The sequence below is a fragment of the Streptomyces sp. NPDC036813 genome (assembly GCF_055609245.1).
The window spans coordinates 366,009-389,612 of sequence record NZ_JBVJPV010000003.1 but is presented as its reverse complement, the minus strand read 5'-3'; the positions used below and the strand labels follow the sequence as shown (position 1 = coordinate 389,612).

Here is a 23,604-nt window from a genome sequence, read left to right as displayed (position 1 = left end):
GAGGTATGTGGCATTCAAGCGGATAGTGGCCGTAACGATCAGCGCCCCGGCGCCGGCGGCACCGCGTCGCCCGGTCAGGGGCGCAGGGACGAGGAGGCACTCCATGCGCGGAGCCACGCACGCCACCTGGGCCGCCTGCGCGGCCGCGGTAGTCCTCGCGGCGACGGGCTGCGGAAGCGGGGGAGACAGCGGCAGCGGTGGCGGCAACGGCGGCGGCGTCCTCAGCTCCTCCTGGGGCGACCCGCAGAACCCGCTGGAGCCCGCCAACACCAACGAGGTGCAGGGCGGCAAGGTCCTCGACATGATCGTCCGCGGCCTGAAGCGGTACAACCCGCACACCGGCAAGGCCGAGGACATGCTCGCCCAGTCGATCCAGACCTCCGACTCCCAGAACTTCAAGATCACCATCAAGCCCGGGTGGACGTTCTCCAACGGCGAGAAGGTCACCGCCAAGTCCTTCGTCGACGCCTGGAACTACGGCGCGAGCCTGAAGAACAACCAGAAGAACGCCTACTTCTTCGGCTACATCGACGGCTACGACAAGGTCCACCCCGACGCCGGCAAGCAGAGCGCGGACACCCTGTCCGGGCTGAAGGTCGTCGACGACAAGACCTTCACCGTCAAGCTCAGCCAGAAGTTCTCCACCTTCCCCGACACCCTCGGCTACCCGGCCTTCGCCCCGCTTCCGCAGGCGTTCTTCACCGACCACGCCGGCTGGATCAAGAAGCCGATCGGCAACGGCCCGTACACCATCCAGTCGTACGCCAAGGGCTCGCAGATGTCGCTGCGCAAGTGGGACGGCTACCCGGGTACGGACAAGGCGCAGAACGGCGGCGTCGACCTGAAGGTCTACACCGACAACAACACCGCCTACACCGACCTGATGGCCGGCAACCTCGACCTGGTCGACGACGTCCCGGCCGCCCAGCTGAAGAACGTCAAGAGCGACCTCGGCGACCGCTACCTCAACACCCCGGCCGGCATCATCCAGACCCTGTCGTTCCCCTTCTACGACGCGAAGTGGAACAAGCCGAACTCCGAAAAGCTGCGCCAGGGCCTGTCGATGGCCATCAACCGCAAGCAGATCACCGACACGATCTTCGCGAAGACCCGCACCCCGGCCACCGACTGGACCTCGCCCGTCCTCGGCGCGGCGGGCGGCTACAAGCCGGGCCTGTGCGGCAAGTTCTGCGACTACGACCCGGCCGAGGCCAAGAAGTACGTCCAGCAGGGCGGCGGCCTCCCCGGCGGCCAGGTGAAGATCAGCTACAACGCCGACACCGGCTCCCACAAGCAGTGGGTCGACGCCGTGTGCAACTCCATCAACAACGCGCTGGGCAACACCAAGGCGTGCGTCGGCAACCCGGTCGGCACCTTCGCCGACTTCCGCAACCAGATCACGCAGAAGAAGATGAGCGGCCCCTTCCGCGCCGGCTGGCAGATGGACTACCCGCTCATCCAGAATTTCCTGCAGCCGCTGTACTACACCAACGCCTCGTCCAACGACGGGCACTGGTCCAACAAGCAGTTCGACGGTCTGGTCGACAAGGCCAACCAGGAGACCGACACCGCCAAGGCCGTCGGCCTGTTCCAGCAGGCCGAGGGGGTCGTGCGGGACAACATGGCCGCGATCCCGCTGTGGTACCAGAACGGCAGCGCCGGCTGGTCGGACCGCCTGTCCAACGTGACGCTGAACCCGTTCAGCGTGCCCGTGTACAACGAGATCAAGGTGAGCTGACCGGTCATGGGACGCTACGTCGTCCGGCGCCTGCTCCAGATGATCCCGGTGTTCATCGGGGCGACGCTGCTGATCTTCCTGATGGTGAACGTGATGGGCGACCCCATCGCGGGACTGTGCGGCGAGCGGCAGTGCGACCCGGCCACCGCCGCCCAACTGAAGGCGGAGTTCGGGCTCGACAAGCCGGTGTGGCAGCAATACCTGACCTACATGGGGAACGTCTTCACCGGCGACTTCGGTACGGCGTTCAACGGCCAGGAGGTCACCGAGCTGATGGCCACGGCGTTCCCGGTGACCATCCGGCTCACCGTCGTCGCGATCCTCTTCGAGATCGTCATCGGCATCACGCTCGGCGTCGTCACCGGCTTGCGGCGCGGCCGGCCCGTCGACACCGGGGTGCTGCTCGCGACGCTCGTCGTGATCTCCGTGCCCACCTTCGTCACCGGTCTGCTGCTCCAGCTGCTGCTCGGCGTGCAGTGGGGCTGGATCCGCCCCTCGGTGTCGTCCGAGGCACCCTTCAACGAGCTGATCGTGCCCGGCCTGGTGCTGGCGTCGGTGTCCCTGGCCTACGTCACCCGGCTCACCCGCACCTCCATCGCGGAGAACCGGCGCTCGGACTATGTGCGCACCGCCATCGCCAAGGGCCTGCCGCGGCGCCGGGTCGTCGTCCGGCACCTGCTGCGCAACTCCCTCATCCCCGTCGTCACCTTCATCGGCACGGACATCGGCGCCCTGATGGGCGGCGCGATCGTCACCGAGCGCATCTTCAACATCCACGGCGTCGGCTACCAGCTCTACCAGGGCATCCTGCGGCAGAACACCCAGACCGTCGTGGGGTTCGTGACCGTCCTCGTGCTGGTCTTCCTGGTCGCCAACCTGGTCGTCGACCTGCTGTACGCCGTACTCGACCCGAGGATCCGCTATGCCTGAGCAGCCGTACGAGCCCGAGGGCGCCATCGCCGGCACCGGCATGGGCGGTGCGATGGACCTCGCGGCCAGCGAAGCCACGACGCTGGAGAAGACACCCGGCGGTCCCGAGGGCACCGGGCCGCAGGCCAAGCCGCGTTCCCTGTGGTCCGACGCGTGGCGCGACCTGCGCCGCAACCCGGTGTTCCTGATCTCCGGGATCATCATCCTCTTCCTGGTCTTCATCTCCCTGTGGCCGTCGGCCATCGCCTCCGGTTCCCCCCTCAAGTGCGACCTGGCCAAGGCCCAGCAGGGCTCGTCGGCCGGCCATCCCTTCGGCTACGACGGCCAGGGCTGCGACGTGTACACACGCACCGTCTACGGCGCCCGTACGTCGGTGACGGTCGGTGTGTGCGCCACGCTCGGCGTCGCGCTGCTCGGCAGTGTGCTGGGCGGGCTCGCCGGGTACTTCGGCGGCGCCTGGGACGGGTTCCTGTCCCGTATCACCGACATCTTCTTCGCGATCCCGGTCGTCCTCGGCGGCCTGGTGCTGCTGTCCGTGGTCACCAGCAACACCGTCTGGCCGGTCGTCGGCTTCATCGTGCTGCTCGGCTGGCCGCAGATCTCCCGCATCGCCCGCGGCTCGGTCATCACCGCCAAGCAGAACGACTACGTACAGGCCGCCCGCGCCCTCGGCGCCTCCAGCTCCCGCATCCTGCTGCGGCACATCACGCCCAACGCGGTCGCCCCGGTGATCGTCGTGGCGACCATCGCGCTCGGCACGTACATCGCGCTGGAGGCCACCCTGTCCTTCCTCGGCGTCGGCCTGAAACCGCCCAGCGTGTCCTGGGGCATCGACATCTCCGCCGCCGCGCCCTACGTCCGCAACGCCCCGCACGCCCTGCTGTGGCCCTCCGGCGCCCTGGCCGTCACGGTCCTGGCCTTCATCATGCTCGGCGACGCGGTCCGCGACGCCCTCGACCCGAAGCTGAGGTGAGTCGCCCGTGCTGCTCGAAGTGCGTGACCTGCACGTGGAGTTCCGGACGCGGGACGGGGTCGCCAAGGCCGTCAACGGGGTCACCTACGGCGTGGAAGCGGGGGAGACGCTCGCCGTGCTCGGTGAGTCCGGGTCCGGCAAGTCGGTCACCGCGCAGACCGTCATGGGCATCCTCGACATGCCGCCGGGCCGGATCACCGGCGGCGAGATCCTCTTCCAGGGCCAGGACCTGCTGAAGCTGAAGGAGGACGAGCGGCGCAAGATCCGCGGCGCCGGAATGGCGATGATCTTCCAGGACGCCCTCAGCTCCCTCAACCCGGTGATGACGGTCGGCGACCAGCTCGGCGAGATGTTCGTCGTGCACCGCGGGATGACGACCAAGGACGCCCGCGCCAAGGCCGTGGAGCTGATGGAACGGGTGCGCATCCCGGCCGCCGCGGAGCGCGTGCGCCAGTACCCGCACCAGTTCTCCGGCGGCATGCGCCAGCGAATCATGATCGCCATGGCGCTGGCCCTGGAACCCGCGCTCATCATCGCCGACGAGCCCACCACGGCCCTCGACGTGACGGTCCAGGCCCAGGTGATGGAACTGCTCGCCGACCTCCAGCGCGAGTACAACATGGGCCTGATCCTCATCACCCACGACCTCGGCGTGGTCGCCGACGTCGCCGACCGGATCGCCGTGATGTACGCCGGCCGCATCGTGGAGTCGGCGCCGGTGCACGACATCTACAAGGCGCCCGCCCACCCGTACACCCGCGGCCTGCTGGACTCGATCCCGCGGCTGGACCAGAAGGGCCACGAGCTGTACGCCATCAAGGGCCTGCCGCCCAACCTCATGAACATCCCCCCCGGCTGCGCCTTCCACCCGCGCTGCCCCATGGCCCGGGACGTGTGCCGCACGGACGTGCCGCCGCTGTACGAGGTGTCCGAAGAGCGCGGCAGCGCCTGCCACTTCTGGAGGGAGTGCCTGCATGGCTGAGCCGATCCTCGAGGTGAGCGGGCTGGTCAAGCACTACCCGCTCACCCAGGGCATCCTGTTCAAGAAGCAGGTCGGCGCGGTGAAGGCCGTCGACGGCGTCGACTTCACGCTCGGCCGCGGCGAGACCCTCGGCATCGTCGGCGAGTCCGGCTGCGGCAAGTCCACGGTCGCCAAGATGCTGGTCAACCTGGAACGGCCGACGGCCGGGCGGATCCGCTACAAGGGCGAGGACGTCACCAAGCTGTCCGGGCGCGCGCTGAAGGCGGTCCGCCGCAACATCCAGATGGTGTTCCAGGACCCGTACACCTCGCTCAACCCCCGCATGACGGTGGGCGACATCATCGGTGAGCCGTACGAGATCCACCCCGAGGTCGCGCCCAAGGGCGACCGGCGCCGCAAGGTGCAGGACCTGCTGGACGTCGTCGGTCTGAACCCGGAGTACATCAACCGCTACCCGCACCAGTTCTCCGGCGGCCAGCGCCAGCGCATCGGCATCGCACGGGGATTGGCGCTGCGCCCGGAGGTGATCGTCGCCGACGAGCCGGTCTCGGCGCTGGACGTGTCGGTGCAGGCGCAGGTCATCAACCTGATGGACCGCCTGCAGAGCGAGTTCGACCTCTCCTACGTCTTCATCGCGCACGACCTGTCGATCGTCCGGCACATCTCGGACCGGGTCGGCGTGATGTACCTGGGCCGGATCGTCGAGATCGGCACGGACGAGGAGATCTACGACCACCCGACGCACCCCTACACCCAGGCGCTGCTCTCCGCGGTCCCGGTCCCGGACCCGGAGGCCCGCGAGTACCGCGAGCGCATCATCCTCGCCGGTGACGTCCCGTCCCCGACGAACATCCCCTCCGGCTGCCGCTTCCGCACCCGCTGCTTCAAGGCCCGCGAACGCTGCGCCCTGGAGGTGCCGCTCCTCACGATCCCGCCCCATCTGCCCGGCGGCCGGGCCGCCCACCCCTCGGCCTGCCACTTCGCCGAGGAGAAACAGGTCGTCCCCGCGGAGGACCGCCCCGGCCGGCCGCCCGAGGTGCCCACCGAGCGGCGCCCGCCGCAACAGGGAGACGGGCCGGGGTGACATGACTGCCACCCCGGCCCGCTCACGGCACCCGCACGGCCGTACGCTGATCAGTCTCCCGCGTCCGTATATCGGTGCCGCTTCCGCGAAGTTGCCGGTGTGTTAACGGAGTTCGCGGATGTTTGTACCCCTATGCGAGCGCCCGGCGCAGGAAGTCCACCTGGAGCAGGAGCAGGTTTTCCGCGACCTGTTCCTGCGGGGTCATATGGGTCACCCCCGACAGGGGGAGCACCTCGTGCGGGCGGCCCGCCGCCAGCAGCGCCGAGGACAGGCGCAGCGAGTGGGCGACCACGACGTTGTCGTCGGCGAGGCCGTGGATCAGCATCAGCGGACGGTGCGGCTCGGCGGGGGAGACCAGGCCGGCTTCGTCCACCAGGGAGCTGTGCGCGTACGGCGCCGGGTCGGCGCCCGGGTCGCCCAGGTAGCGCTCGGTGTAGTGCGTGTCATACAGCCGCCAGTCGGTGACCGGGGCGCCCGCGATGCCGGCCCGGAAGACGTCCGGGCGGCGCAGTACGGCGAGGGCCGAGAGGTAACCGCCGTAGGACCAGCCGCGGATGGCGACCCGGGTCAGGTCCAGCGGGTAGCGCTGTGCCAGGTCGTGCAGCGCCTCGATCTGGTCGTCCAGGGTCACCGTGAAGTCGCGGTGGACTGCCTTCTCCCAGGCCGGCGAGCGCCCCGGTGTGCCCCGGCCGTCCGCCACGACGACGGCGAAGCCCTGGTCGGCGAACCACTGCGAGGTCAGATGCGCGTTGTGCGCGGCGGCCACCCGCTGACCGTGCGGGCCACCATAGGGGTCGAGGAGCACCGGCAGGGGGGTGTCACCGGGGTAGTCCGTAGGCATAAGCACGGCGCACGGGATCCTTCGTGCGCCCCCCTCGGTGAGCGTCACACGCGGGGACAGACCGGGATCTTCTGCGAAAGAGGGGACAGTCGCCACCGGCTTGCCGTCCCGCAGCACCTGCACCCGTGCGCCGGGCCGGTCGAGCGTCGCCGACACCAGGACGGTCACACCCCCGGCGCGCACCGCCGAGTGCACGCCGGGCTCCTGCGAGAGGCGCTCGCAGCCCAGCTCGTTCACCCGGTAGACGTGCACCTCGCCGGTCTCCGGCGCCTGCGCCTCCTCGCCCGCGGACGCGGAGACCAGGACGTCCTCGTCGGCGACGTCGAGTACCGCGCGGACGTGCAACTGCGCGTTGGTCAGCGGGCGTTCGCCGACCGCGAGGACCCGCGCCCCGCCCTCGTCCGCGATCCGGACCAGGCGTCCGGAGGGCGACCAGGCCGGCACTCCGGCGAAAAGTTCCAGCCAAATCGGATCTTCATCCGCGTGCACCATCCGGGTCGCCCCGGTGTCCGGGTCCACCGCCAGATACAGCTGGCTGCGCTGGTCCCGCGCCTGCACCAGCAGCAGCGGCGCCCCCGCCGCTGACCAGTGCACTCGCGCCAGATACGGGTAGCGCGCCCGGTCCCAGGAGACCTCCGTGCGCACCCCGTCGAGCCCGACCACGAACAGCCGCACCTCGGCGTTCGCCGTCCCCGCCGCCGGATAGCCGACATGATGTGGCTCACGTTCCGGATGGGCCGGGTCGGCGATCCACCAGCGCCTCACCGGCGTGTCGTCCACGCGCGCCACCAACAGCCGGTCCGACTGCGGCGACCACCAAAAACCCCGCGAACGTGACATCTCCTCGGCGGCGATGAACTCGGCCAGCCCCCAGCTCACCCCCTCGGATTCCGCTTCCGCCAGCGCCCGGTCGCCCTCGCCCTCCGCGCCGACCACCCGCAGGGCGCCGCCCGCGGCGTAGGCGACATGGCGCCCGTCGGGGGAGGGACGCGGGTCGACCACCGGCCCCGGAACGGGCAGTTCACGTGCCGTGCCGGCCCGCAGCTCGGCCGTGAAAAGCCGCCCCGACAACGCGAAAGAGGCCAGCTCGACGGCCGCGTCGGTGGCGTAGCCGACGATGCCGGCGCCGCCCTCCCGGCTGCGCTCGCGGCGCGCCCGTTCCTCGGGCGACAGGTCCTCCAGGGCCCCGCCGAGCAGGGCGTACGGGTCGGCCGCCAGGCGCTCGGCGCCGTCGGCCACGTCGAGGACCCACAGCGCGCCGGCCCGATCGGTACCGGAGGACGACCGCAGGAACACGACACGGGAACCGTCGGGCGCGACGGTGAACGAACGCGGCGCGCCGAGGGTGAAGCGCTGGGTGCGGGCATGCCGCCGCGGGAAGGAGTCAGGCTCGCTCGTCATGCCCCGACCATATTGGCCATGAGCCCCCTTGTGCGCCCGTGCGCCGAGCCATGCGCGAGTACGTATAGCTATGATCACTAACGCTGTGTGGGTATGAACCTGTCGGCGATTGCATGGAATTACAAGGTGCCCTGCTCTGTCTGGAGGTGAACCGCCGTGGCACTCTCGATTTCGGCGGTGGTGCTGCTGGCGATCATCGTCTTTCTGCTGATCAAGAAGTCCGGGCTGAAGGCGGGGCACGCGATCGTCTGCATGCTGCTCGGCTTCTATCTCGCATCCTCCACGGTCGCGCCCACCATCAGCGACCTGACCTCGAACATCGCGGGAATGATCGGCAGCATCAAGTTCTGAGCCGCCGTACCACCCCCCGGGCCGCCCTGCCCGGGGGTTTCGCGGGCCGTCATGGGCCGCCACCCGCAAGGCCCTGCCGTCACCTTCCCGTCTGCCCGGCGCCTTGCGATCACACGCACCAGACGCCACCGGGCCCGCCCTCCGGGCGGACGACGCGAATGTGACGACAGGGCCTAGGGTGGCCCCATGACCGCTCTGCCCTCCCGACGCCTGCTGCTGGTGCACGCGCACCCTGACGACGAGTCGATCAACAACGGCGCCACCATGGCCAAGTACGCCGCCGAGGGCGCCCGTGTCACGCTGGTGACCTGCACCCTCGGTGAGCGCGGCGAGGTCATCCCGCCCGAGCTGCGGGATCTGACCGGCGCCGCGCTGGGCCGGCACCGGCTGGGCGAGCTGGCCGCCGCCATACGCGAACTCGGCGTCGAGGACCACCGGCTGCTCGGCGGCCCCGGGCGCTACGCCGACTCCGGGATGATGGGCCTGCCCGACAACGACGACCCCGCCTGCTTCTGGCAGGCCGACGTCGACGAGGCCGCCGGACACCTCGTCGAGGTGATCCTCGAGGTGCGGCCCCAGGTCCTCGTCACCTACGACGCCGACGGCGGCTACGGCCACCCCGACCACATCCAGGCCCACCGCGTCGCCATGCGTGCCGCCGAACTCGCCGCCGACGCCGGCTGGCGCATCCCCAAGATCTACTGGAACCGGGTGCCGCGCACGGTCGCCGACGACGCCTTCGCCCGCCTCCAGCAGGAACTGCCGGGGCTGCCGTTCACCAAGACGGCCACGGTCGACGACGTACCCGGTGTCGTCGCCGACGACCGGGTGACCACCGCCGTCGACGGCAGCGCCCACTCGGCCGCCAAGGCCGCCGCGATGACCGCGCACGCCACCCAGATCGAGGTCGCCTCCGGGCAGCCGTACTTCGTGCTCTCCAATGAGCTGGCGCAGCCGCTGTTCACCACCGAGTACTACGAGTTGGTGCAGGGCGAGCCGGGAGAGCGCGGGGGCGCCTTCGAGAGCGACCTGTTCGCCGGGGTCGGGGAGGCGTGATGGAGCAGCGTGGATCGGGTTCCCCCCTCGCCCAGCCGCTGCGGCCGCCGTCCCCCGGGCGGGCCGCCGCCTACCTGGGCCTGTTCGTGCTCGGCGGGGTCGTCGCCGTGGCCGGGGCGCTGGTGCAGGCCGGCTGGTTCCCGGGCGGGCTGCTGCTGGCGCTCGCCGGAGCGGCGGGACTCTTCCTCGGCGGGGCGCGCGCCGTCGGCAGCCGGGCCGGGGCCGTCGCGCCCGTCGCCGGCTGGATGGTCACCGTCGTCCTCCTCACCGCCAGCCGTCCGGAAGGTGACTTCCTGTTCGGCGCCGGCGGCGGGTCGTATCTCTTCCTGCTCGGCGGCATGGCCGTGGCTGTGATCTGCGCCACCCTGGGTGCGGGGCGGCAACCCGGGGCGCACCCCGCCCGACTTGGCAAGTGACGTCCCCTTCGCCACCGCGTCCTCGTGCGAGTCCCGTGTGGGTTTCCCCAGCGGTCGTGGGATACGGGTCAGAAGTGGCCAGTATGGTGGTGCGCGCCGCCGAGCCTCCCCCAAGCTCTTCCGAGCCGGGGGGACACCCCAGCGAAGGACGATGACGCGGGCGGCGGAGCCAACCGGGAGAACCTGCCTTGAGTCGTGAAACTGACACTCCGTCCTCCGGTCCCAAGGGGCGCGGCGGAGCCGCCTACCCCTCGGGGACTCCGCCGTACGGAACCCCGACGGCTTCCGGCGACGGTACGGATGCGGGCCGAGCAGGCACGCAACCGGAGGAGAAGAAGACCGAGACGACGCTGACGACCCGGATCCGGATCAACATCCCCGGGTCCCGGCCGATTCCGCCCGTCGTCGTGCGCAAGCCCGTCGGCGACGGGGACGCCGCCGAGGGCGAGAGCGCCGAGCCGCGGTCCGCGGCCGCCGCCCCGTCCACCGGTACCGTCGAGGCGCCCGCCGAGTCCGCGCCGCAGGCGGAGGAGAAGACCAGCGACTGGTTCGCGCCCCGCAAGTCCGCGGCCCCCAAGGGCGGCCAGGGCGCACCGGCCGGCAACGCGGCGTCCGCTCCCGGCGGTTCCGGCGCCCCCACGGGCGCGGGGCGCCCCGGCGGTGTGGTCGGCTCCATGAGCGTGCCCGGCGGCCCCGGCGCCAACGGCTCCGCGCGTCCCGGCGCCAACGGCTCCGCGCGTCCCGGCGGGACCAACGGTTCCGGTCTGCCGGGCGCGGGCCGCCCGGGGCCGGGCTCCGGTCTGTCCGGCGCCACCGGTGGCCCGGTCGCGCCCGGACACGGCGGCGGCACCGGCTCCTTCGACGTCACCGAGGCGCTCGCCGCGGGTCCGCTGGGCGGTTCGGCCCGCCCCGGCACCGACGCGCCCACGCGCGACGACCTGCCGTACTTCGCCGAGCCCGGGGACGACCGCGCCGACTTCGACACCCCCGGCGGCCCGGGCGGCGGTCCCGGCGGCAGCACCGGCTTCAACGGCCCGAACGGTCCAGCAGCGCCCGGCGGCCGCGGCCCGCAGGGTCCCTCGGGTCCGACCAGCGGCCCGGTCACCGGCGACGGCCCCGTCCTGCCGCCAGTCCCCGGCGAGGCCGGTCCCGGCCCCGCGAACACCCCGCCGGGCGTGCCCGGAGTCTGGGCGCCCGGAACCACCCCCGGCGTCGGGCTGAGCGACGACACCGCGATCCTCACCCCGCAGAAGCCCGCCCCCGAACCGCCCGACGGCGGCGGCTACGGCGGGCCGCCCCACGACAACGTCTCCGGCCACACCGTCACCAGCGGCATCCCCGTGGTGCCGTCGGGCGACCGCGGCAACGGACCGTTCGGCGCGGGGCCCGACACCGCGCTGTCGCCGGTCCCGCCGAAGCTGCCCGAGCCCGTCGCGCAGAACGTGCCCGCTTCGCGCCCGCCGAAGAAGAAGGGCCGCAGGAAGCTCCCGCTGCTCGTCGGCGGCGTGGTCGTGCTGGCCGCCGGCCTCTACGGCGCCGGGCTGCTGATGAACCACTCCGACGTGCCCAAGGGCACCACCGTGCTCGGCGTCGACATCGGCGGCGGCACCCGCGACGAGGCCGTCAAGAAGCTCGACGAGGCGCTCGGCAAGGGGGTGAACGAGCCGCTGAAGCTGTCGGTCGACGGCACCACGGTCACCCTGAAGCCGGACCAGGCCGGGCTCCACTTCGACGAGGACGCCACGGTCGGCGCGGCCGCGCGGAGCGACTACAACCCGGTCTCCGTGATCGGCTCCCTGTTCGGCCAGCAGCGCCAGGTCGACCCGGTCATGCCGGTCGACGAGGAGAAGCTCCAGGCCGCCCTGGAGAACGCCGCGGGCGGCTCCGGTTCGATGACCGACGGCACCATCCGCTTCGAGGCCGGCAAGGCCGTCGCCGTCTACGGCAAGCCCGGCAAGGGCATCGACGTCGAGCGCTCCAAGCAGGCGGTCGAGCAGGCGTACCGCACGCAGGTGGAGACCGGCGCGACCACGCCCGTGCGGGTGGCGACGACGAACCGGCAGCCCACGGTGTCCAACGCCGAGGTCGACCGGATGATGAAGGAGTTCGCCGAGCCGGCGATGTCCGCCAAGGTCACCGTCATGACGGACGCGGCACACAAGGTCGCCTTCAGCCCGCAGAAGTCGCTGTGGAAGTTCCTGAAGGTCAAGGCCGTGGGCGGCAAGCTCGTCGACTCCTACGACGAGGCCGCTCTCACGGAGCTGTACGGCAAGACCTTCGACGGGGTGCTGATCGCCCGCGCGAACGGCCAGAAGACCCCGGTCACCGTCCAGGACGTCTACGGCGCCCTGCGGCTGGCACTGAAGAGCACCACCAACCGGGTCGCCGTCATCTCGACCGACCCCAGCTGACGGTCCACGACGAGGGGGCGCACGGCACACCGCCGGGCGCCCCCTCCGTCGTATGCGACCCGGCTGGGCAGCCGCTGTCACCCGCTCCGCATGACATCTGTCATCCGGCACTGCGGACGGCCGACACTGCCGGGGCCGCCGCCCGCGCGGCGACGATGGGGGCATGACGACGACAGTGACGGCCACCGCCACACCGGTGGTGGGTTTCGACCAGGTGAGCAAGGCATACGGGGACGTACGGGCGGTGGACGGGCTGACCCTCGCGCTGCACCCCGGCGAGACCGTGGCCCTGCTCGGCCCCAACGGCGCCGGCAAGTCGACCACCCTCGACCTGCTGCTCGGCCTCAAGCAGCCCGACGCCGGCACGGTCCGCGTCTTCGGCACCAGCCCGCGCGACGCCATCGTCGCCGGGAAGGTCGGCGCGATGCTGCAGAGCGGCGGCCTGATGGACGAGGTCACCGTCGCCGAACTGGTCCGCCTCGCCTGCGACCTGCACCCGCGGCCGTACCGGGTCTCGGACGTGCTGGCCCGCGCGGGGGTCGCGAACATCGCCGACCGCAAGGTCAACAAGCTCTCCGGCGGTCAGGAGCAGCGGGTGCGCTTCGCCCTCGCCACCGCCGGCGACAGCGACCTGATCGTCCTGGACGAGCCGACCACCGGCATGGACGTCACCACCCGGCAGGCGTTCTGGGCCACCATGCGCGAGCAGGCCGACCAGGGCCGCACGGTGCTGTTCGCCACGCACTACCTGGAGGAGGCGGACGCCATCGCCGACCGGGTGCTCGTACTGCACCGCGGCCGCCTGCTGGCCGACGGCACCGCCGCCGAGATCAAGGCGAAGGCCGGGGCGCGCCGGGTCGCGTTCGACCTGGAGGGCCCCATCGACGAGACCGCCCTGCGCGGGCTGCCGTTCCTCACCTCGCTGGACGTGTCCGGACAGACCGTGCGCATCCAGTCCACCGACGCCGACGCCACCGTGCACGCCCTGTACGGCCTCGGCCTCTACCCCCGCAACCTCGAAGTCGCCGGGCTCGGCCTCGAGCAGGCCTTCGTCGCCATCACCGCAGCCGAGGAGGCGAAGACCAAGTGAACAGCCTGATCAAGCTGGAACTCACCCGCGCCCTGCGCAACCGCAAGTTCCTGTTCTTCTCCGTGCTCTACCCGTCGCTGCTGTTCCTGATCATCGCGGGAAGCGCCGACAGCACCACCAAGGTCGACGGCAGCGGGCTGACCCTGCCGACCTACATGATGGTCTCCATGGCCTCCTTCGGTGCCCTGACGGCCGTGCTGATGGGCAACAGCGAGCGCATCGCCAAGGAGCGCGAGAGCGGCTGGGTGCGGCAGTTGCGGCTGACCACCCTGCCCGGGCGCGGCTACGTTCTCGCCAAGACGGCGAGCGCGGCCGTGGTGAGCCTGCCGTCCATCATCATCGTGTTCGTCGTCGCCGCGGTCGTGAAGGACGTCCGCCTCGACGCCTGGCAGTGGCTCGCCCTGACCGGCGCCATCTGGGCCGGCAGCCTGGTGTTCGCCGCGCTCGGTGTCGCCCTCGGCTACCTGGCCAGCGGGGACGCGGTGCGGCCGATCACGATGATCACCTACTTCGGCCTGTCCATGCTGGGCGGCCTGTGGATGCCGACGACCACCTTCCCGCAGTGGCTGCAGGACATCGCCAAGTGGCTGCCCACGCACGCGTACGCTGCCCTGGGGCGGTCCATCGAACAGAGCCAGGCCCCGCAGAGCCAGGACATCGCCATCCTCGCCGTCTTCTTCCTCCTCTTCGCGGGTGGAGCGGCGTGGCTGTACCGGAAGGACACGCTGAAGGCGTGAGCACCATGACGGCGGACCACCAGGGCGGGGACGATTCCGAACGCACCGTGCGGCTGGGCTGGCCCCCGCGCAACCGGCGCGAGATGTACGTCAAGATCATGTGGATCGGCGTCTGGCTCGTGTTCCTGGCCTCACCGGTCGGCGACCTCGTGGCCGGCCATCACACCGGCGGGGCGACCGCCGCCGGTGCGGTGGGGCTCGCCGCCTTCGTCGGGGCCTATCTGACCCTGGTCTTCCGGAACATGGGCCGCCCGTTCGCGGCGCCGGTCGTCGTCTCGCTGACGGTGACCCTCGGCCTTCTCGCCCCCCTGCTGTCCTACACGCTCGGCAGCGCCTGGCTGGGCCTGTTCGTCTACGTGTCGGTCGCCTGCGGGGCCACCCTGCCGCTGCGCGCGGCGTACTGGGCCATCCCCGCGGTGGCTGTGGTCATGTACCTGGTCGGCCTGCACTCTGACGAGAAGGAGGCGCGCGGCCTGTTCCTGCTGGTGCTGCTCATCGGGTTCGCGATGAGCGGCGTCGGCCAACTGGTCCGGACCACGATCGAGTTGCGCAAGGCACGGGCCACCGTCGCCCAGCTCGCCGCCAACGAGGAGCGGCTGCGTCTCGCCCGCGACCTGCACGACCTGCTGGGGCACTCGCTGTCCCTGATCACGCTGAAGAGCGAGCTGGCCGGCCGGATGCTCCCCGGACAGCCCGACAAGGCGGCCCAGCAGGTCGCCGACATCGAACAGGTCAGCCGCCAGGCGCTGGTGGACGTCCGCGAGGCCGTCACGGGCTACCGCCGCCCGCGCCTGGCCGCCGAGATCGCCGGCGCGCAGGTCGCGCTGACGGCGGCCGGGGTGAGCGCCGAACTGCCTGCCGAACCCGACCTCACCGGCCTGCCCGAGGAGAGCGAGGCGGCGCTCGCCTGGGCGTTGCGCGAGGCGATCACCAACGTCGTCCGGCACAGCGGCGCCCGCCGCTGCGCGGTGGAGCTGACCCGGCACCAGACCCTGGACGGGCCGGTCCTCCAGCTCACCGTCGAGGACAACGGCGGCGGCGGCTCCGGCGCGGGTCCCGGCAACGGGCTCACCGGCCTGACGGAGCGTCTGCAGAAGGCGGGCGGCACGCTGGACGCGGGCCGGTTCAAGCACGGTTTCCGGCTCGTCGCCCGCGTACCGGCCGGTACCGCCCGGGACGTAGGATCCGGGGCATGAGCCCCACGATCAAGGTCCTGCTGGCGGAGGACCAGTCGATGGTCCGCGAGGCCCTGGCCGCGCTGCTCGGCCTGGAGGAGGACATCGAGGTCGTCGCGCAGGTCGCCCGGGGTGACGAGGTGCTCCCGGCCGCCCGCGAGCACGACCTCGACGTGGCCCTCCTCGACATCGAGATGCCCGGCATGACCGGCATCGAGGCGGCGGGCCTGCTGCACCGGGAGTTCCCGGCGCTCAAGCTGGTGGTCCTCACCACCTTCGGCCGCCCGGGCTATCTGCGCAGCGCGATGGAGGCCGGCGCCGACGCCTTCCTGGTCAAGGACGCGCCGGCCGCCCAACTCGCCGCCGCGGTACGCAAGGTGCTGGCCGGCGAGCGGGTCATCGACCCGACGCTCGCGGCCGCCGCGCTCGCCGAGGGCGCGAACCCGCTGACCGACCGCGAACGCGAGGTGCTGCGCGCCGCGGCCGACGGCTCCACCAACGCCGAACTGGCCGCCGCCCTGCATCTGTCCCAGGGCACGGTCCGCAACTACCTCTCGACGGCGATCCAGAAACTGGCGGTCCGCAACAGGGCGGAGGCGGTACGGATCGCGCGGGAGAAGGGCTGGCTGTAGGCCGGGAGGAGGGCCGGTCGTCAGCCGCGAGGAGGGCTGGTCGCAGGGCGGGAGACGGGCTGGTTGCCGGGCCTGCCGCAGGCGACGGCCGTTCGAGCCGCTTCGGGGAGGTGTGACGAGGCGTCCGGCGGGCAGCAGACGATCACGGGTGGATAATGGCCCGAAATCGTCCCCCAAGTGGTGTTTGCGGTGATCTGATGCGTAACGGCTCTGCCCCGCCGCCCGACCGGAACCGTCCCGTCCCAGGCCGTGGCGGCCACCCGGCCACGGACCGGATGCTGCGGACCCTGCTACGCCGGCGCAAGCAGGTGCTGACCCCCTCCGACGTCACCGTCACCGACCGCCCGGCCGTGCGCCGCGCGGTCTCGGCGGCGGCGATGGGTAACATGATGGAGTGGTTCGACTTCGGCGTGTACGCCTATGTCGCCCCCGTCCTCGGCAAGGTCTTCTTCCCCTCCAGCTCACCCGGCGCCCAGGTGGTGTCCACCTTCGCGACCTTCGCCGCCGCGTTCGTGGTCCGCCCCCTCGGCGGCATCGTCTTCGGCCCGCTCGGCGACCGCATCGGCCGCCAGCGCGTGCTCGCGGCCACCATGGTGATGATGGCGATCAGCACGTTCGCGGTCGGCTTCCTGCCCTCGTACGCCGCGGTGGGCTTCGTGGCACCGCTGCTGCTGCTGGTCTGCCGCCTGGTCCAGGGCTTCTCCACGGGCGGCGAGTACGCGGGCGCGACCACCTATATCGCCGAGTACGCCCCCGACACCCGGCGCGGCTTCCTCGGCAGCTGGCTCGACTTCGGCACCTTCGTCGGTTACGCCCTCGGTTCCGCCCTGGTCACCGGCCTCACCGCGGCCCTCGGCAGCGGCGGCATGCAGGACTACGGCTGGCGCATCCCGTTCCTGGTCGCCGGCCCCATCGGCATGATCGGCCTGTACGTGCGGCTGAAGCTGGAGGAGACCCCCGCCTTCCGGCGCGAGGCCGAACTGGCGGACCAGGAGCGGGCGGCCCACCGTGCCGCCGACGGCGAGGACCCGGTGGAGGGGGCCCGCCAGTCCGGCCACGGCCGGCTGAAGGACATCTTCGTCCACCACTGGCAGGCGGTCCTGATCTGCATGGGCCTGGTCCTGCTCTACAACGTCACCAACTACATGGTGACGTCCTACCTCCCCACCTATATGACGGCGACGCTCGGTCAGGACGAGAACACCGCGCAGCTGCTGGTCCTCGGCACGATGGTCGTCGTCGCCCTCACCATCACCACGGTCGGCCGCTCCACGGACCGCTGGGGCCGCCGCCCGGTCTTCATGGCCGGCAGTGCCGCCCTGATCGTGTTGTCGATCCCGGCGTTCCTGCTGATCCGGCAGGGCGGCATCCTCGCCCCGGCGATCGGCTGCCTGATCCTCGGCCTGCTCCTGGTCTGCTTCGCGGGCACCTCGGCCGCAACGCTCCCCGCCCTCTTCCCGACCCGCATCCGCTACGGCGCCCTGTCGATCGCCTTCAACGTCTCCGTCTCCCTCTTCGGCGGCACGACGCCCCTGTTCACCTCGGCCCTGGTGACCGGCCTGGACGACAAGATGATCCCGGCGTACTACCTGATGGGAGCGGGCGTCATCGGCCTGCTGTCGTCCCTGGTCCTGTACGAGACGGCCGGCCGCCCCCTGCGCGGCTCGGGCCCCATGGTCGAAACCCCGGAACAGGCCCGCCGCGTGGTCGCCACCAGCCGCACGGAGGCCGGCCGCTGGGCGAGGGACGTGTGGGTACGGATCAGGAGGAGGCCGCGCTAGCCGTTCCTGCACAGCGGCAGCCCCGCCGTGGAGAGGGTCCATCCGGCGATGGCGACGTCCTCTCTCTCGTCGGCTGAGCGGGGAGTCACCGCCGGCCTGCCGTCACCTCGGCGGTGCGCTGCTGCGGCACGTGCCTGCGGACGGGCCGGGAGAAGGCGGGCCCGCCGCGGCGGCCCTTGCCGAGGTCCTTCCACCGCAGGGCGGGGCGTTCGACGAAGTGCCAGGAGGCCGCCGCGAGCAGCAGGGTGAAGGTCAGGGTGAGCGCGAGATAGGCGCCGATGCCCCACCGGGTCCAGCCGAGCAGGGCGAGCGTCTGCTGCACGGGGAAGCCGTAGATGTAGATGCCGTAGGAGTAGTCGTTGCGGGCACCGATGCGGTGGAACGGCGCCGGGAGGCGGACGGCGAGCCACACCAGCAGGTAGGCGAAGGCCGGTATGCCGACGGTGAAGAGATAGCCGTAGTGGAGGCTGCCGGCCAGGACGATGAGGGACGCGACGCCCAGCGGGTCGCTCACGGGTATGCGGTGGCGGGCGACCTCGATGAGCGCGCCGAGGCCGAAGGCGAAGCCGAGGTAGATCATGAAGCTCGGATCGACCTGCCCCACGAGGGGCAGCCGGACGCTGTGCAGGTAGTGGGAGGCGTACTGGCCTGCCCAGAGGGGATCCCGGCTCGCGTGCCGTACGACCAGCCAGCCGAGCACCGCCGTGACGACCAGGACGGCACGGCGGGCGCGGGTGAGGATGCCGGTGACGGCGAGGACGGCCACACCGACGTAGCACAACACCTCGTAATGCAGGCTCCACAGCGCGCCGTTGAAGGAGATGGCGTGGGTGCGGCCCGCCGAGCGGGCGTCGGTCATGACGTGCGAGATGTCCTGCTCGTCCGTCGACAGGCCCCAGTCGGCGCGCAGGTACTCCAGCGGCCCGTGGGGGCCGTCGAGGCCGTGGAGGGTGGAGTGCAGGCGCCAGTACAGCAGGGGCGCCAGGACGAAGGCCGTGACGCCCAGGCACACCCAGAAACCCGGGAGTATGCGCAGCATCCGGTGCCAGAGGAAACGGCCGACCGTCAGCCGCGCCCCGCTGCGGGTGACGAGAATCCCGGACAGGACGAAGAAGCCGTAGACGGCGAGTTTGCCGAGGTCGACCTGGCCGCCGCTGAAGTGGTGCAGGTACTCCTGGCCGCCGTACCCCAGGACGCGCGCGTGTGAGACGACCACCGCCAGAGCCAGGCACAGCCGCAGCAGGCCCAGGCTGTTGTTGCGGCCGGTCAGGAGCTCCGCGACGGTGCCGTGCGACCACCGAAGCGCGAAACCGCGATGCATGCTCTCCCCGTTTTTGTGCGTGTGGGCGATGATGGGTCGACAGATCCCCGGGCTCGCGCAGGTGCGTCACCGGTCGAGTGCGTGCGAGCCGGAGCCGCGGCGTAAGAGTGGCGAAGATCGGGGGAGGTTCCCGTTCCGGGCCGGCCCGGCCGCGGGACCCGTCAGTTCAGCAGCGCCCGCGCCGCCCGCGCTTCCCCCCGCAGCCGTTCCGCCGCGGTCTCGTCCACTGCTGCCACCACCTCGGCGTACGCCTCCAGTTCCTCCGCGCCCTCGGTGAACCGGCCGCGGCGGATCAGGATCTCGGCGCGTTCCTGGCGCAGGCGGGCCGGGTGGGAGGGGAGGAGGAGGGAGAGGTCGACCGCCCACAGGGAGACGTCCGCGCGTTCCGGGCGGGCCGCCGCCCAGGCACGGATGTTGTTCAGGATGCGCAGAATGACGTCCAGGGGGTCGGCGGGGGTGAAGTGGGACGGGTCCGGGGTGGCGCCTGTCGCGCCGACGACCAGGAGTTCCGCGTCCGGGCCCGTCAGGACCCGCCCCCGGTCGAAGGGGTCGGCGAGCACCTGGTCCGCCTCGGGGCCGAAGCCGACCACGAAGTGACCCGGCAGGGCCACGCCGTACACCGGCGCTCCGGCGCGGCGCGCGACCTCCATCCACACCACGGACAGCAGGATGGGCAGGCCCCGGCGGCGGCGGAGCACCTCGTGCAGCAACGACGACTCCAGGTGGTGGTAGTCGCCGGGCGTGCCGTGGAAGGCCAGGCGTTCGCCGAGTACGCGGTGCAGGGCGTCCGCCCAGTCCGCGGGACCGCCGGGGCGGAACGGCAGCTGCCCGGCGAGCCGGTCCAGTTCCATCTGCGCCGCGTCCATGCCGGCCTCGTCCAGCGAGCCGTCCGCCACCGCGCCGATCAGCAGGCACAGCGCGGCCAGGTCGGGCCGCTCGGCACGCGCCTCGGCGGCGAACCGGCGATGCAGCTCGGCGGCACGGTCGGGCGGCGGAGGGAACGGAGGAGGGAACAGGGGGCCCATCAGCGCATCACGCCTTCCCGGCCCCCGCCCCGCCCCCGGCCCCGGGCGCAGACCCGGAGCCGGACTCGGGCGCAGGCCCTGACCCGGCCCCGCCCCCGGCCCCGGGCTCGCGGTAGTGGTGGTACGCATGGTGCGCCGTGAAGCCCATGCCCGCGTACAGCGCCCGCGCGCCCGCGTTGTCCGTCTCGACCTGGAGCCACGCGGCCGACGCGCCCTCGTCGAGCGCCCGCTGGGCCAGCGCGGCCATGACGGCGGTCGCAAGACCCTGCCGCCGCCGCGCCGGGTCGACCTCGACGGCGGCGAAGCCGGCCCAGCGGCCGTCCACCACACAGCGGCCGATGGCGGCCGGCGGCTCGCCCGCCTCGCCGGGGACGGTCGCGAACCACACCGACGGGCCGCTGTGCAGCACCTTCAGCGCCACCTCGCTCACCCCCTTGCGCTGGTAGCGGGCCAGCCACGCCTCGTCGGCCCGGCGGGACAGCACGACCCCGGCCGGCTCGGCGAGATCGGCGACCGGGGCCGGCCCCCCGATCCACAGCTCGGCGCTCACCTCGCGCACCCAGCCGCGCCGGTCCAGCTCCGCGCACAGCAGTTCCTGGGTGCCCTCGGCGCCGGTCGCGGTCTGTACGTAGGCGGGCAGGCCGCGTTCGCCGTACCAGCGCCGTACGGCCGTCAGGGCCTCGTCGAGGGGCAGGCCCGGGTCGCCGAGCGGCAGCGCGGAGTTGGCCCGCCGGGTGAATCCGGCGGCCGCCCGCAGCTCCCACTCACCGAGCCGCTCGCTCTCCAGCGGCCGCCACGCACGCGTGGAGACGTGCCCCAGCTCCTCGTAGGAGGCGGCGGGGCCGCGGCGACGCGCCGGGGCGGCCGGGATCACCTTCCCCGCGACCAGCGAGGATTCCGCGATCCGGACAGACGTCCCGTCCTTGCGTGTGATCAGCAGCACACCGTTGTCCCATGTTGTGAGAACACCCACCGTGTCGGTGAATTTCTCCTCTGCGGCACCAGCGTCGTTCAAGCGGCGCACCGAGACCCGTTTGCCCACGTCAGCAGTGGTGATACGGACCTCGAGGCGCCCGATGGCGGAGATTTCCACTGGTCAGTTCACCCCTCCTGTTCGGATCATGCCCAGGAACGGAGATACTAGGGGCGGGCATCGACGACGCCGCGCTCCCGCGCGCCAGGCGGCGGAGCCTGAGGAGGCCCGCCAGCGCCCTATCGAGGAGGAACGACAGCGTGACCTACGTCATCGCGCAGCCTTGTGTCGACGTCAAGGACAAGGCGTGCATCGAGGAGTGCCCGGTCGACTGCATCTACGAGGGCCAGCGGTCCTTGTACATCCACCCGGACGAATGCGTCGACTGTGGTGCCTGTGAGCCGGTCTGCCCGGTCGAGGCGATCTTCTACGAGGACGACACTCCGGAGGAGTGGAAGGACTACTACAAGGCGAACGTCGAGTTCTTCGACGAGCTCGGCTCCCCGGGCGGTGCGAGCAAGCTGGGGCTGATCGAGCGGGACCACCCCGTCATCGCCGCGCTCCCGCCGCAGAACGGCTGACACCCGGCCGCCTCTGAAGCGCCGCCTCGGTCCCGTACGGCCCGATCACCGTCGTGATCGCCGTACGGGACCGAGGCGTTTGCCGAACCGACGAAAGCGAGCAAGATCCGTGTCCGCAGTCTCGGCACTTTCCGGCCGACTCCCCACCTTCCCCTGGGACAAGCTGGAGCCCTACAAGAAGACGGCCGCGGCCCACCCGGACGGCATCGTCGACCTCTCCGTCGGCACGCCGGTCGACCCGGTGCCCGAGCTGATCCAGAAGGCCCTGATCGACGCCGCCGACTCGCCGGGCTACCCGACGGTCTGGGGCACGCCGGCGCTGCGCGACGCGATCACCGGCTGGGTCGAGCGGCGCCTGGGCGCCCGCGAGGTGACGCACCGGCACGTGCTGCCCATCGTCGGTTCGAAGGAACTGGTCGCCTGGCTGCCGACCCAGCTGGGCCTCGGCCCCGGCGACCGGGTCGCCTACCCCCGCCTCGCCTACCCGACGTACGAGGTGGGCGCCCGCCTGGCCCGCGCCGAGTACGAGGTCTACGACGACCCGACCGAGCTGGACCCCACCGGGCTGAAGCTGCTCTGGCTGAACTCGCCGTCCAACCCGACCGGCAAGGTGCTCTCCAAGGACGAGCTGACCACGATCGTGGCCTGGGCCCGCGAGCACGGCGTCCTGGTCTTCTCCGACGAGTGCTATCTGGAGCTGGGCTGGGAGGCCGACCCGGTCTCCGTCCTGCACCCGGACGTCAACGGCGGCTCCTACGACGGCATCGTCGCCGTCCACTCGCTGTCCAAGCGCTCCAACCTGGCCGGCTACCGCGCCGCGTTCCTCGCAGGCGACCCGGCCGTCCTCGCCCCGCTGCTGGAGATCCGCAAGCACGGCGGCATGATGACGTCGGCCCCGACCCAGGCGGCCGTGGTGGCCGCCCTCGGCGACGACGAGCACGTACGCGTGCAGCGCGAGCGCTACGCGGCCCGCCGCGAGGCCCTGCGCACCGCGCTGCTGAAGCACGGCTTCCGTATCGAGCACAGCGAGGCCAGCCTCTACCTGTGGGCCACCCGCGACGAGTCCTGCTGGGACACGGTCGCCCACCTCGCCGACCTGGGCATCCTGGTCGCCCCTGGCGACTTCTACGGCACGGCCGGCCAGACGTACGTCCGTGTGGCCTTCACGGCGACGGACGAGCGCGTGGCCGCGGCGGTGGCCCGCCTCTGACCGTCCCGCCGTGGGCAGGTGTTCCGCAGGGCGGAACGGGTGGGCACGGTCTGCAGTGCCGGGTGCCGCTGGACAGGGGCCGGCCCCTGCCGACGTGAGTCTGCACAGCGACGGGGCCCGGGGAACATCCCCGGGCCCCGTCGTCGTGTCAGCCGTTCAAGGCCGTATCAGCCGTGCAGGCAAGCGCAGCGAACCGTCAGCCGCCCAGCGGCAGGCCGCCCACCGGCAGGGACGGCGCGCCCTTGGTGAGCGCGTCCGTCGGCAGGCCGCCCTGCGTCGCGGTCTTGGCCGTGTCGCCGAGGAGGCCGCCCGCCGAACCGGCGGCCTCACCGGCAGCCTTCTGCGCGACCGGCGTCAGCTTCTTCACCGCGCTGCCACCGCTCTTGCCCGCGGCCGGCACCGCCTGCTGGACCGCCTTGCCGCTGGTCTCGCCGGCGGCGGCGGAGGAGTGCTGCAGCGCGCTGTCGGCCTGGTTGGCGACGCTCGCCCCGTCCAGGGCCGTCAGCCCGCCCAGGTTGGGGGTCGCGGGCAGGGAAGGGGCCGCGCTGGCGGAGCCGGCCGCACCGACCCCGGCGGCCGCTCCTGCAGCGACGAGCAGCGCGGCACGGGCGATCCGGCGGGTCAGGGGGAGGGACATGATGCTCCTTCGACGGGAGAGATCGGTGAAACGCTGAACTGTCCGTCCGGGCCCGTGAGTTGGCGATCGACTGGCTGTGATCGTCCGGGCTCGGACGCAGTGACTACCGCTCGAAGCCCCCGAAGGTTGCGGATCGGCAACGTAAAGAGTTGGCAATGCGTCGCATTATCGGCTGCGGATAAACACGGGCAAAGAGAGCCCGGTGCGAAAGTGTGCCGAATCCTTCCGCCCCTGTGTTTCCAAGGGTTTTCGCGCGTAC

The 23,604-nt window shown here is 71.7% G+C and carries 21 protein-coding genes; 16 read left to right on the top strand and 5 right to left on the bottom strand.

The annotated features are described in order from the left end of the window. Window positions 1-103: 103 nt before the first annotated feature. From ACZ67Q_RS09335 to ACZ67Q_RS09315, 5 genes are read left to right on the top strand one after another with little or no spacing between them, the layout of a single operon-like run. Window positions 104-1,738 (top strand): peptide ABC transporter substrate-binding protein, encoded by a 1,635-nt coding sequence (locus ACZ67Q_RS09335; protein ID WP_471178531.1) that lies wholly within the window; start codon window positions 104-106, stop codon window positions 1,736-1,738. 6 nt (window positions 1,739-1,744) lie between these two features. Next, complete coding sequence (locus ACZ67Q_RS09330) at window positions 1,745-2,668, top strand: ABC transporter permease (RefSeq protein WP_471178529.1); 924 nt, start codon at window positions 1,745-1,747, stop codon at window positions 2,666-2,668. Beyond that, the gene (locus ACZ67Q_RS09325; RefSeq protein ID WP_471178526.1) at window positions 2,661-3,641 is read left to right on the top strand and encodes an ABC transporter permease; all 981 of its coding nucleotides are present in this window, start codon (window positions 2,661-2,663) and stop codon (window positions 3,639-3,641) included. The genes ACZ67Q_RS09330 and ACZ67Q_RS09325 overlap by 8 nt, the downstream gene beginning before the upstream one ends. Before the next feature lie 7 nt (window positions 3,642-3,648). Next, a complete protein-coding gene (locus ACZ67Q_RS09320) occupies window positions 3,649-4,623 on the top strand; it encodes an ABC transporter ATP-binding protein (RefSeq protein WP_471178524.1) in 975 nt (324 codons plus the stop codon). Beyond that, entirely contained in the window at window positions 4,616-5,707 is a 1,092-nt protein-coding gene (locus ACZ67Q_RS09315; protein ID WP_471178521.1) for an ABC transporter ATP-binding protein, read from the top strand. The genes ACZ67Q_RS09320 and ACZ67Q_RS09315 overlap by 8 nt, the downstream gene beginning before the upstream one ends. 130 nt (window positions 5,708-5,837) lie before the next feature. Here the strand turns inward: ACZ67Q_RS09315 and ACZ67Q_RS09310 are convergent, their stop codons facing one another. After that, entirely contained in the window at window positions 5,838-7,949 is a 2,112-nt protein-coding gene (locus ACZ67Q_RS09310; RefSeq protein WP_471178519.1) for a S9 family peptidase, read from the bottom strand. A 156-nt stretch (window positions 7,950-8,105) separates the two neighbouring features. On the opposite strand from ACZ67Q_RS09310, the gene ACZ67Q_RS09305 reads away from it, so the two are divergent. From ACZ67Q_RS09305 to ACZ67Q_RS09265, 9 genes are all read left to right on the top strand, one after another. After that, entirely contained in the window at window positions 8,106-8,300 is a 195-nt protein-coding gene (locus ACZ67Q_RS09305) for a hypothetical protein (protein WP_361628725.1), read from the top strand. 186 nt (window positions 8,301-8,486) lie between these two features. Beyond that, window positions 8,487-9,356 (top strand): N-acetyl-1-D-myo-inositol-2-amino-2-deoxy-alpha-D-glucopyranoside deacetylase, encoded by an 870-nt coding sequence (gene mshB / locus ACZ67Q_RS09300; protein ID WP_471178517.1) that lies wholly within the window; start codon window positions 8,487-8,489, stop codon window positions 9,354-9,356. Next, window positions 9,356-9,772 (top strand): DUF6113 family protein, encoded by a 417-nt coding sequence (locus tag ACZ67Q_RS09295; protein ID WP_471178514.1) that lies wholly within the window; start codon window positions 9,356-9,358, stop codon window positions 9,770-9,772. The genes mshB and ACZ67Q_RS09295 overlap by 1 nt, the downstream gene beginning before the upstream one ends. A 188-nt stretch (window positions 9,773-9,960) precedes the next feature. Then, window positions 9,961-12,183: a peptidoglycan binding domain-containing protein gene (locus ACZ67Q_RS09290; protein WP_471178511.1), complete on the top strand. Its 2,223-nt coding sequence runs from the start codon at window positions 9,961-9,963 to the stop codon at window positions 12,181-12,183. 163 nt (window positions 12,184-12,346) lie between these two features. Continuing rightward, entirely contained in the window at window positions 12,347-13,273 is a 927-nt protein-coding gene (locus tag ACZ67Q_RS09285; RefSeq protein ID WP_471178508.1) for an ABC transporter ATP-binding protein, read from the top strand. Continuing rightward, window positions 13,270-14,010, top strand: a complete 741-nt coding sequence (locus ACZ67Q_RS09280; RefSeq protein ID WP_469810379.1) for an ABC transporter permease — start codon at window positions 13,270-13,272, stop codon at window positions 14,008-14,010. Before ACZ67Q_RS09285 ends, ACZ67Q_RS09280 begins: the two co-directional genes overlap by 4 nt. Window positions 14,011-14,015: 5 nt before the next feature. Then, a complete protein-coding gene (locus tag ACZ67Q_RS09275) occupies window positions 14,016-15,206 on the top strand; it encodes a sensor histidine kinase (RefSeq protein ID WP_471178957.1) in 1,191 nt (396 codons plus the stop codon). Next, a complete protein-coding gene (locus ACZ67Q_RS09270; protein WP_363262704.1) occupies window positions 15,203-15,817 on the top strand; it encodes a response regulator transcription factor in 615 nt (204 codons plus the stop codon). The genes ACZ67Q_RS09275 and ACZ67Q_RS09270 overlap by 4 nt, the downstream gene beginning before the upstream one ends. A gap of 275 nt (window positions 15,818-16,092) precedes the next feature. Beyond that, window positions 16,093-17,598 carry an MFS transporter gene (locus ACZ67Q_RS09265; protein ID WP_471178954.1) on the top strand — a complete coding sequence of 502 codons (1,506 nt, stop codon included), beginning with the start codon at window positions 16,093-16,095 and terminating at the stop codon, window positions 17,596-17,598. Window positions 17,599-17,683: 85 nt separating this feature from the next. On the opposite strand, the gene ACZ67Q_RS09260 is transcribed toward ACZ67Q_RS09265, so the two are convergent. From ACZ67Q_RS09260 to ACZ67Q_RS09250, 3 genes are all read right to left on the bottom strand, one after another. After that, window positions 17,684-18,919, bottom strand: a complete 1,236-nt coding sequence (locus ACZ67Q_RS09260; RefSeq protein WP_471178504.1) for an acyltransferase family protein — start codon at window positions 18,917-18,919, stop codon at window positions 17,684-17,686. Between the two features lie 161 nt (window positions 18,920-19,080). Then, window positions 19,081-19,944 (bottom strand): transglutaminase family protein, encoded by an 864-nt coding sequence (locus tag ACZ67Q_RS09255; protein ID WP_471178501.1) that lies wholly within the window; start codon window positions 19,942-19,944, stop codon window positions 19,081-19,083. 7 nt (window positions 19,945-19,951) lie between these two features. After that, window positions 19,952-21,037: a GNAT family N-acetyltransferase gene (locus ACZ67Q_RS09250; protein WP_471178499.1), complete on the bottom strand. Its 1,086-nt coding sequence runs from the start codon at window positions 21,035-21,037 to the stop codon at window positions 19,952-19,954. Between the two features lie 140 nt (window positions 21,038-21,177). Here ACZ67Q_RS09250 and fdxA point away from each other — a divergent pair, with 140 nt between their 5' ends. Continuing rightward, the gene (gene fdxA, locus ACZ67Q_RS09245) at window positions 21,178-21,498 is read left to right on the top strand and encodes a ferredoxin (protein ID WP_361628689.1); all 321 of its coding nucleotides are present in this window, start codon (window positions 21,178-21,180) and stop codon (window positions 21,496-21,498) included. Window positions 21,499-21,607: 109 nt separating this feature from the next. Next, the gene (locus ACZ67Q_RS09240) at window positions 21,608-22,708 is read left to right on the top strand and encodes a bifunctional succinyldiaminopimelate transaminase/glutamate-prephenate aminotransferase (RefSeq protein WP_471178496.1); all 1,101 of its coding nucleotides are present in this window, start codon (window positions 21,608-21,610) and stop codon (window positions 22,706-22,708) included. Window positions 22,709-22,904: 196 nt separating this feature from the next. Here ACZ67Q_RS09240 and ACZ67Q_RS09235 read toward each other — a convergent pair whose 3' ends face one another. Then, window positions 22,905-23,345 (bottom strand): ATP-binding protein, encoded by a 441-nt coding sequence (locus ACZ67Q_RS09235; protein WP_471178493.1) that lies wholly within the window; start codon window positions 23,343-23,345, stop codon window positions 22,905-22,907. Window positions 23,346-23,604 lie beyond the last annotated feature (259 nt).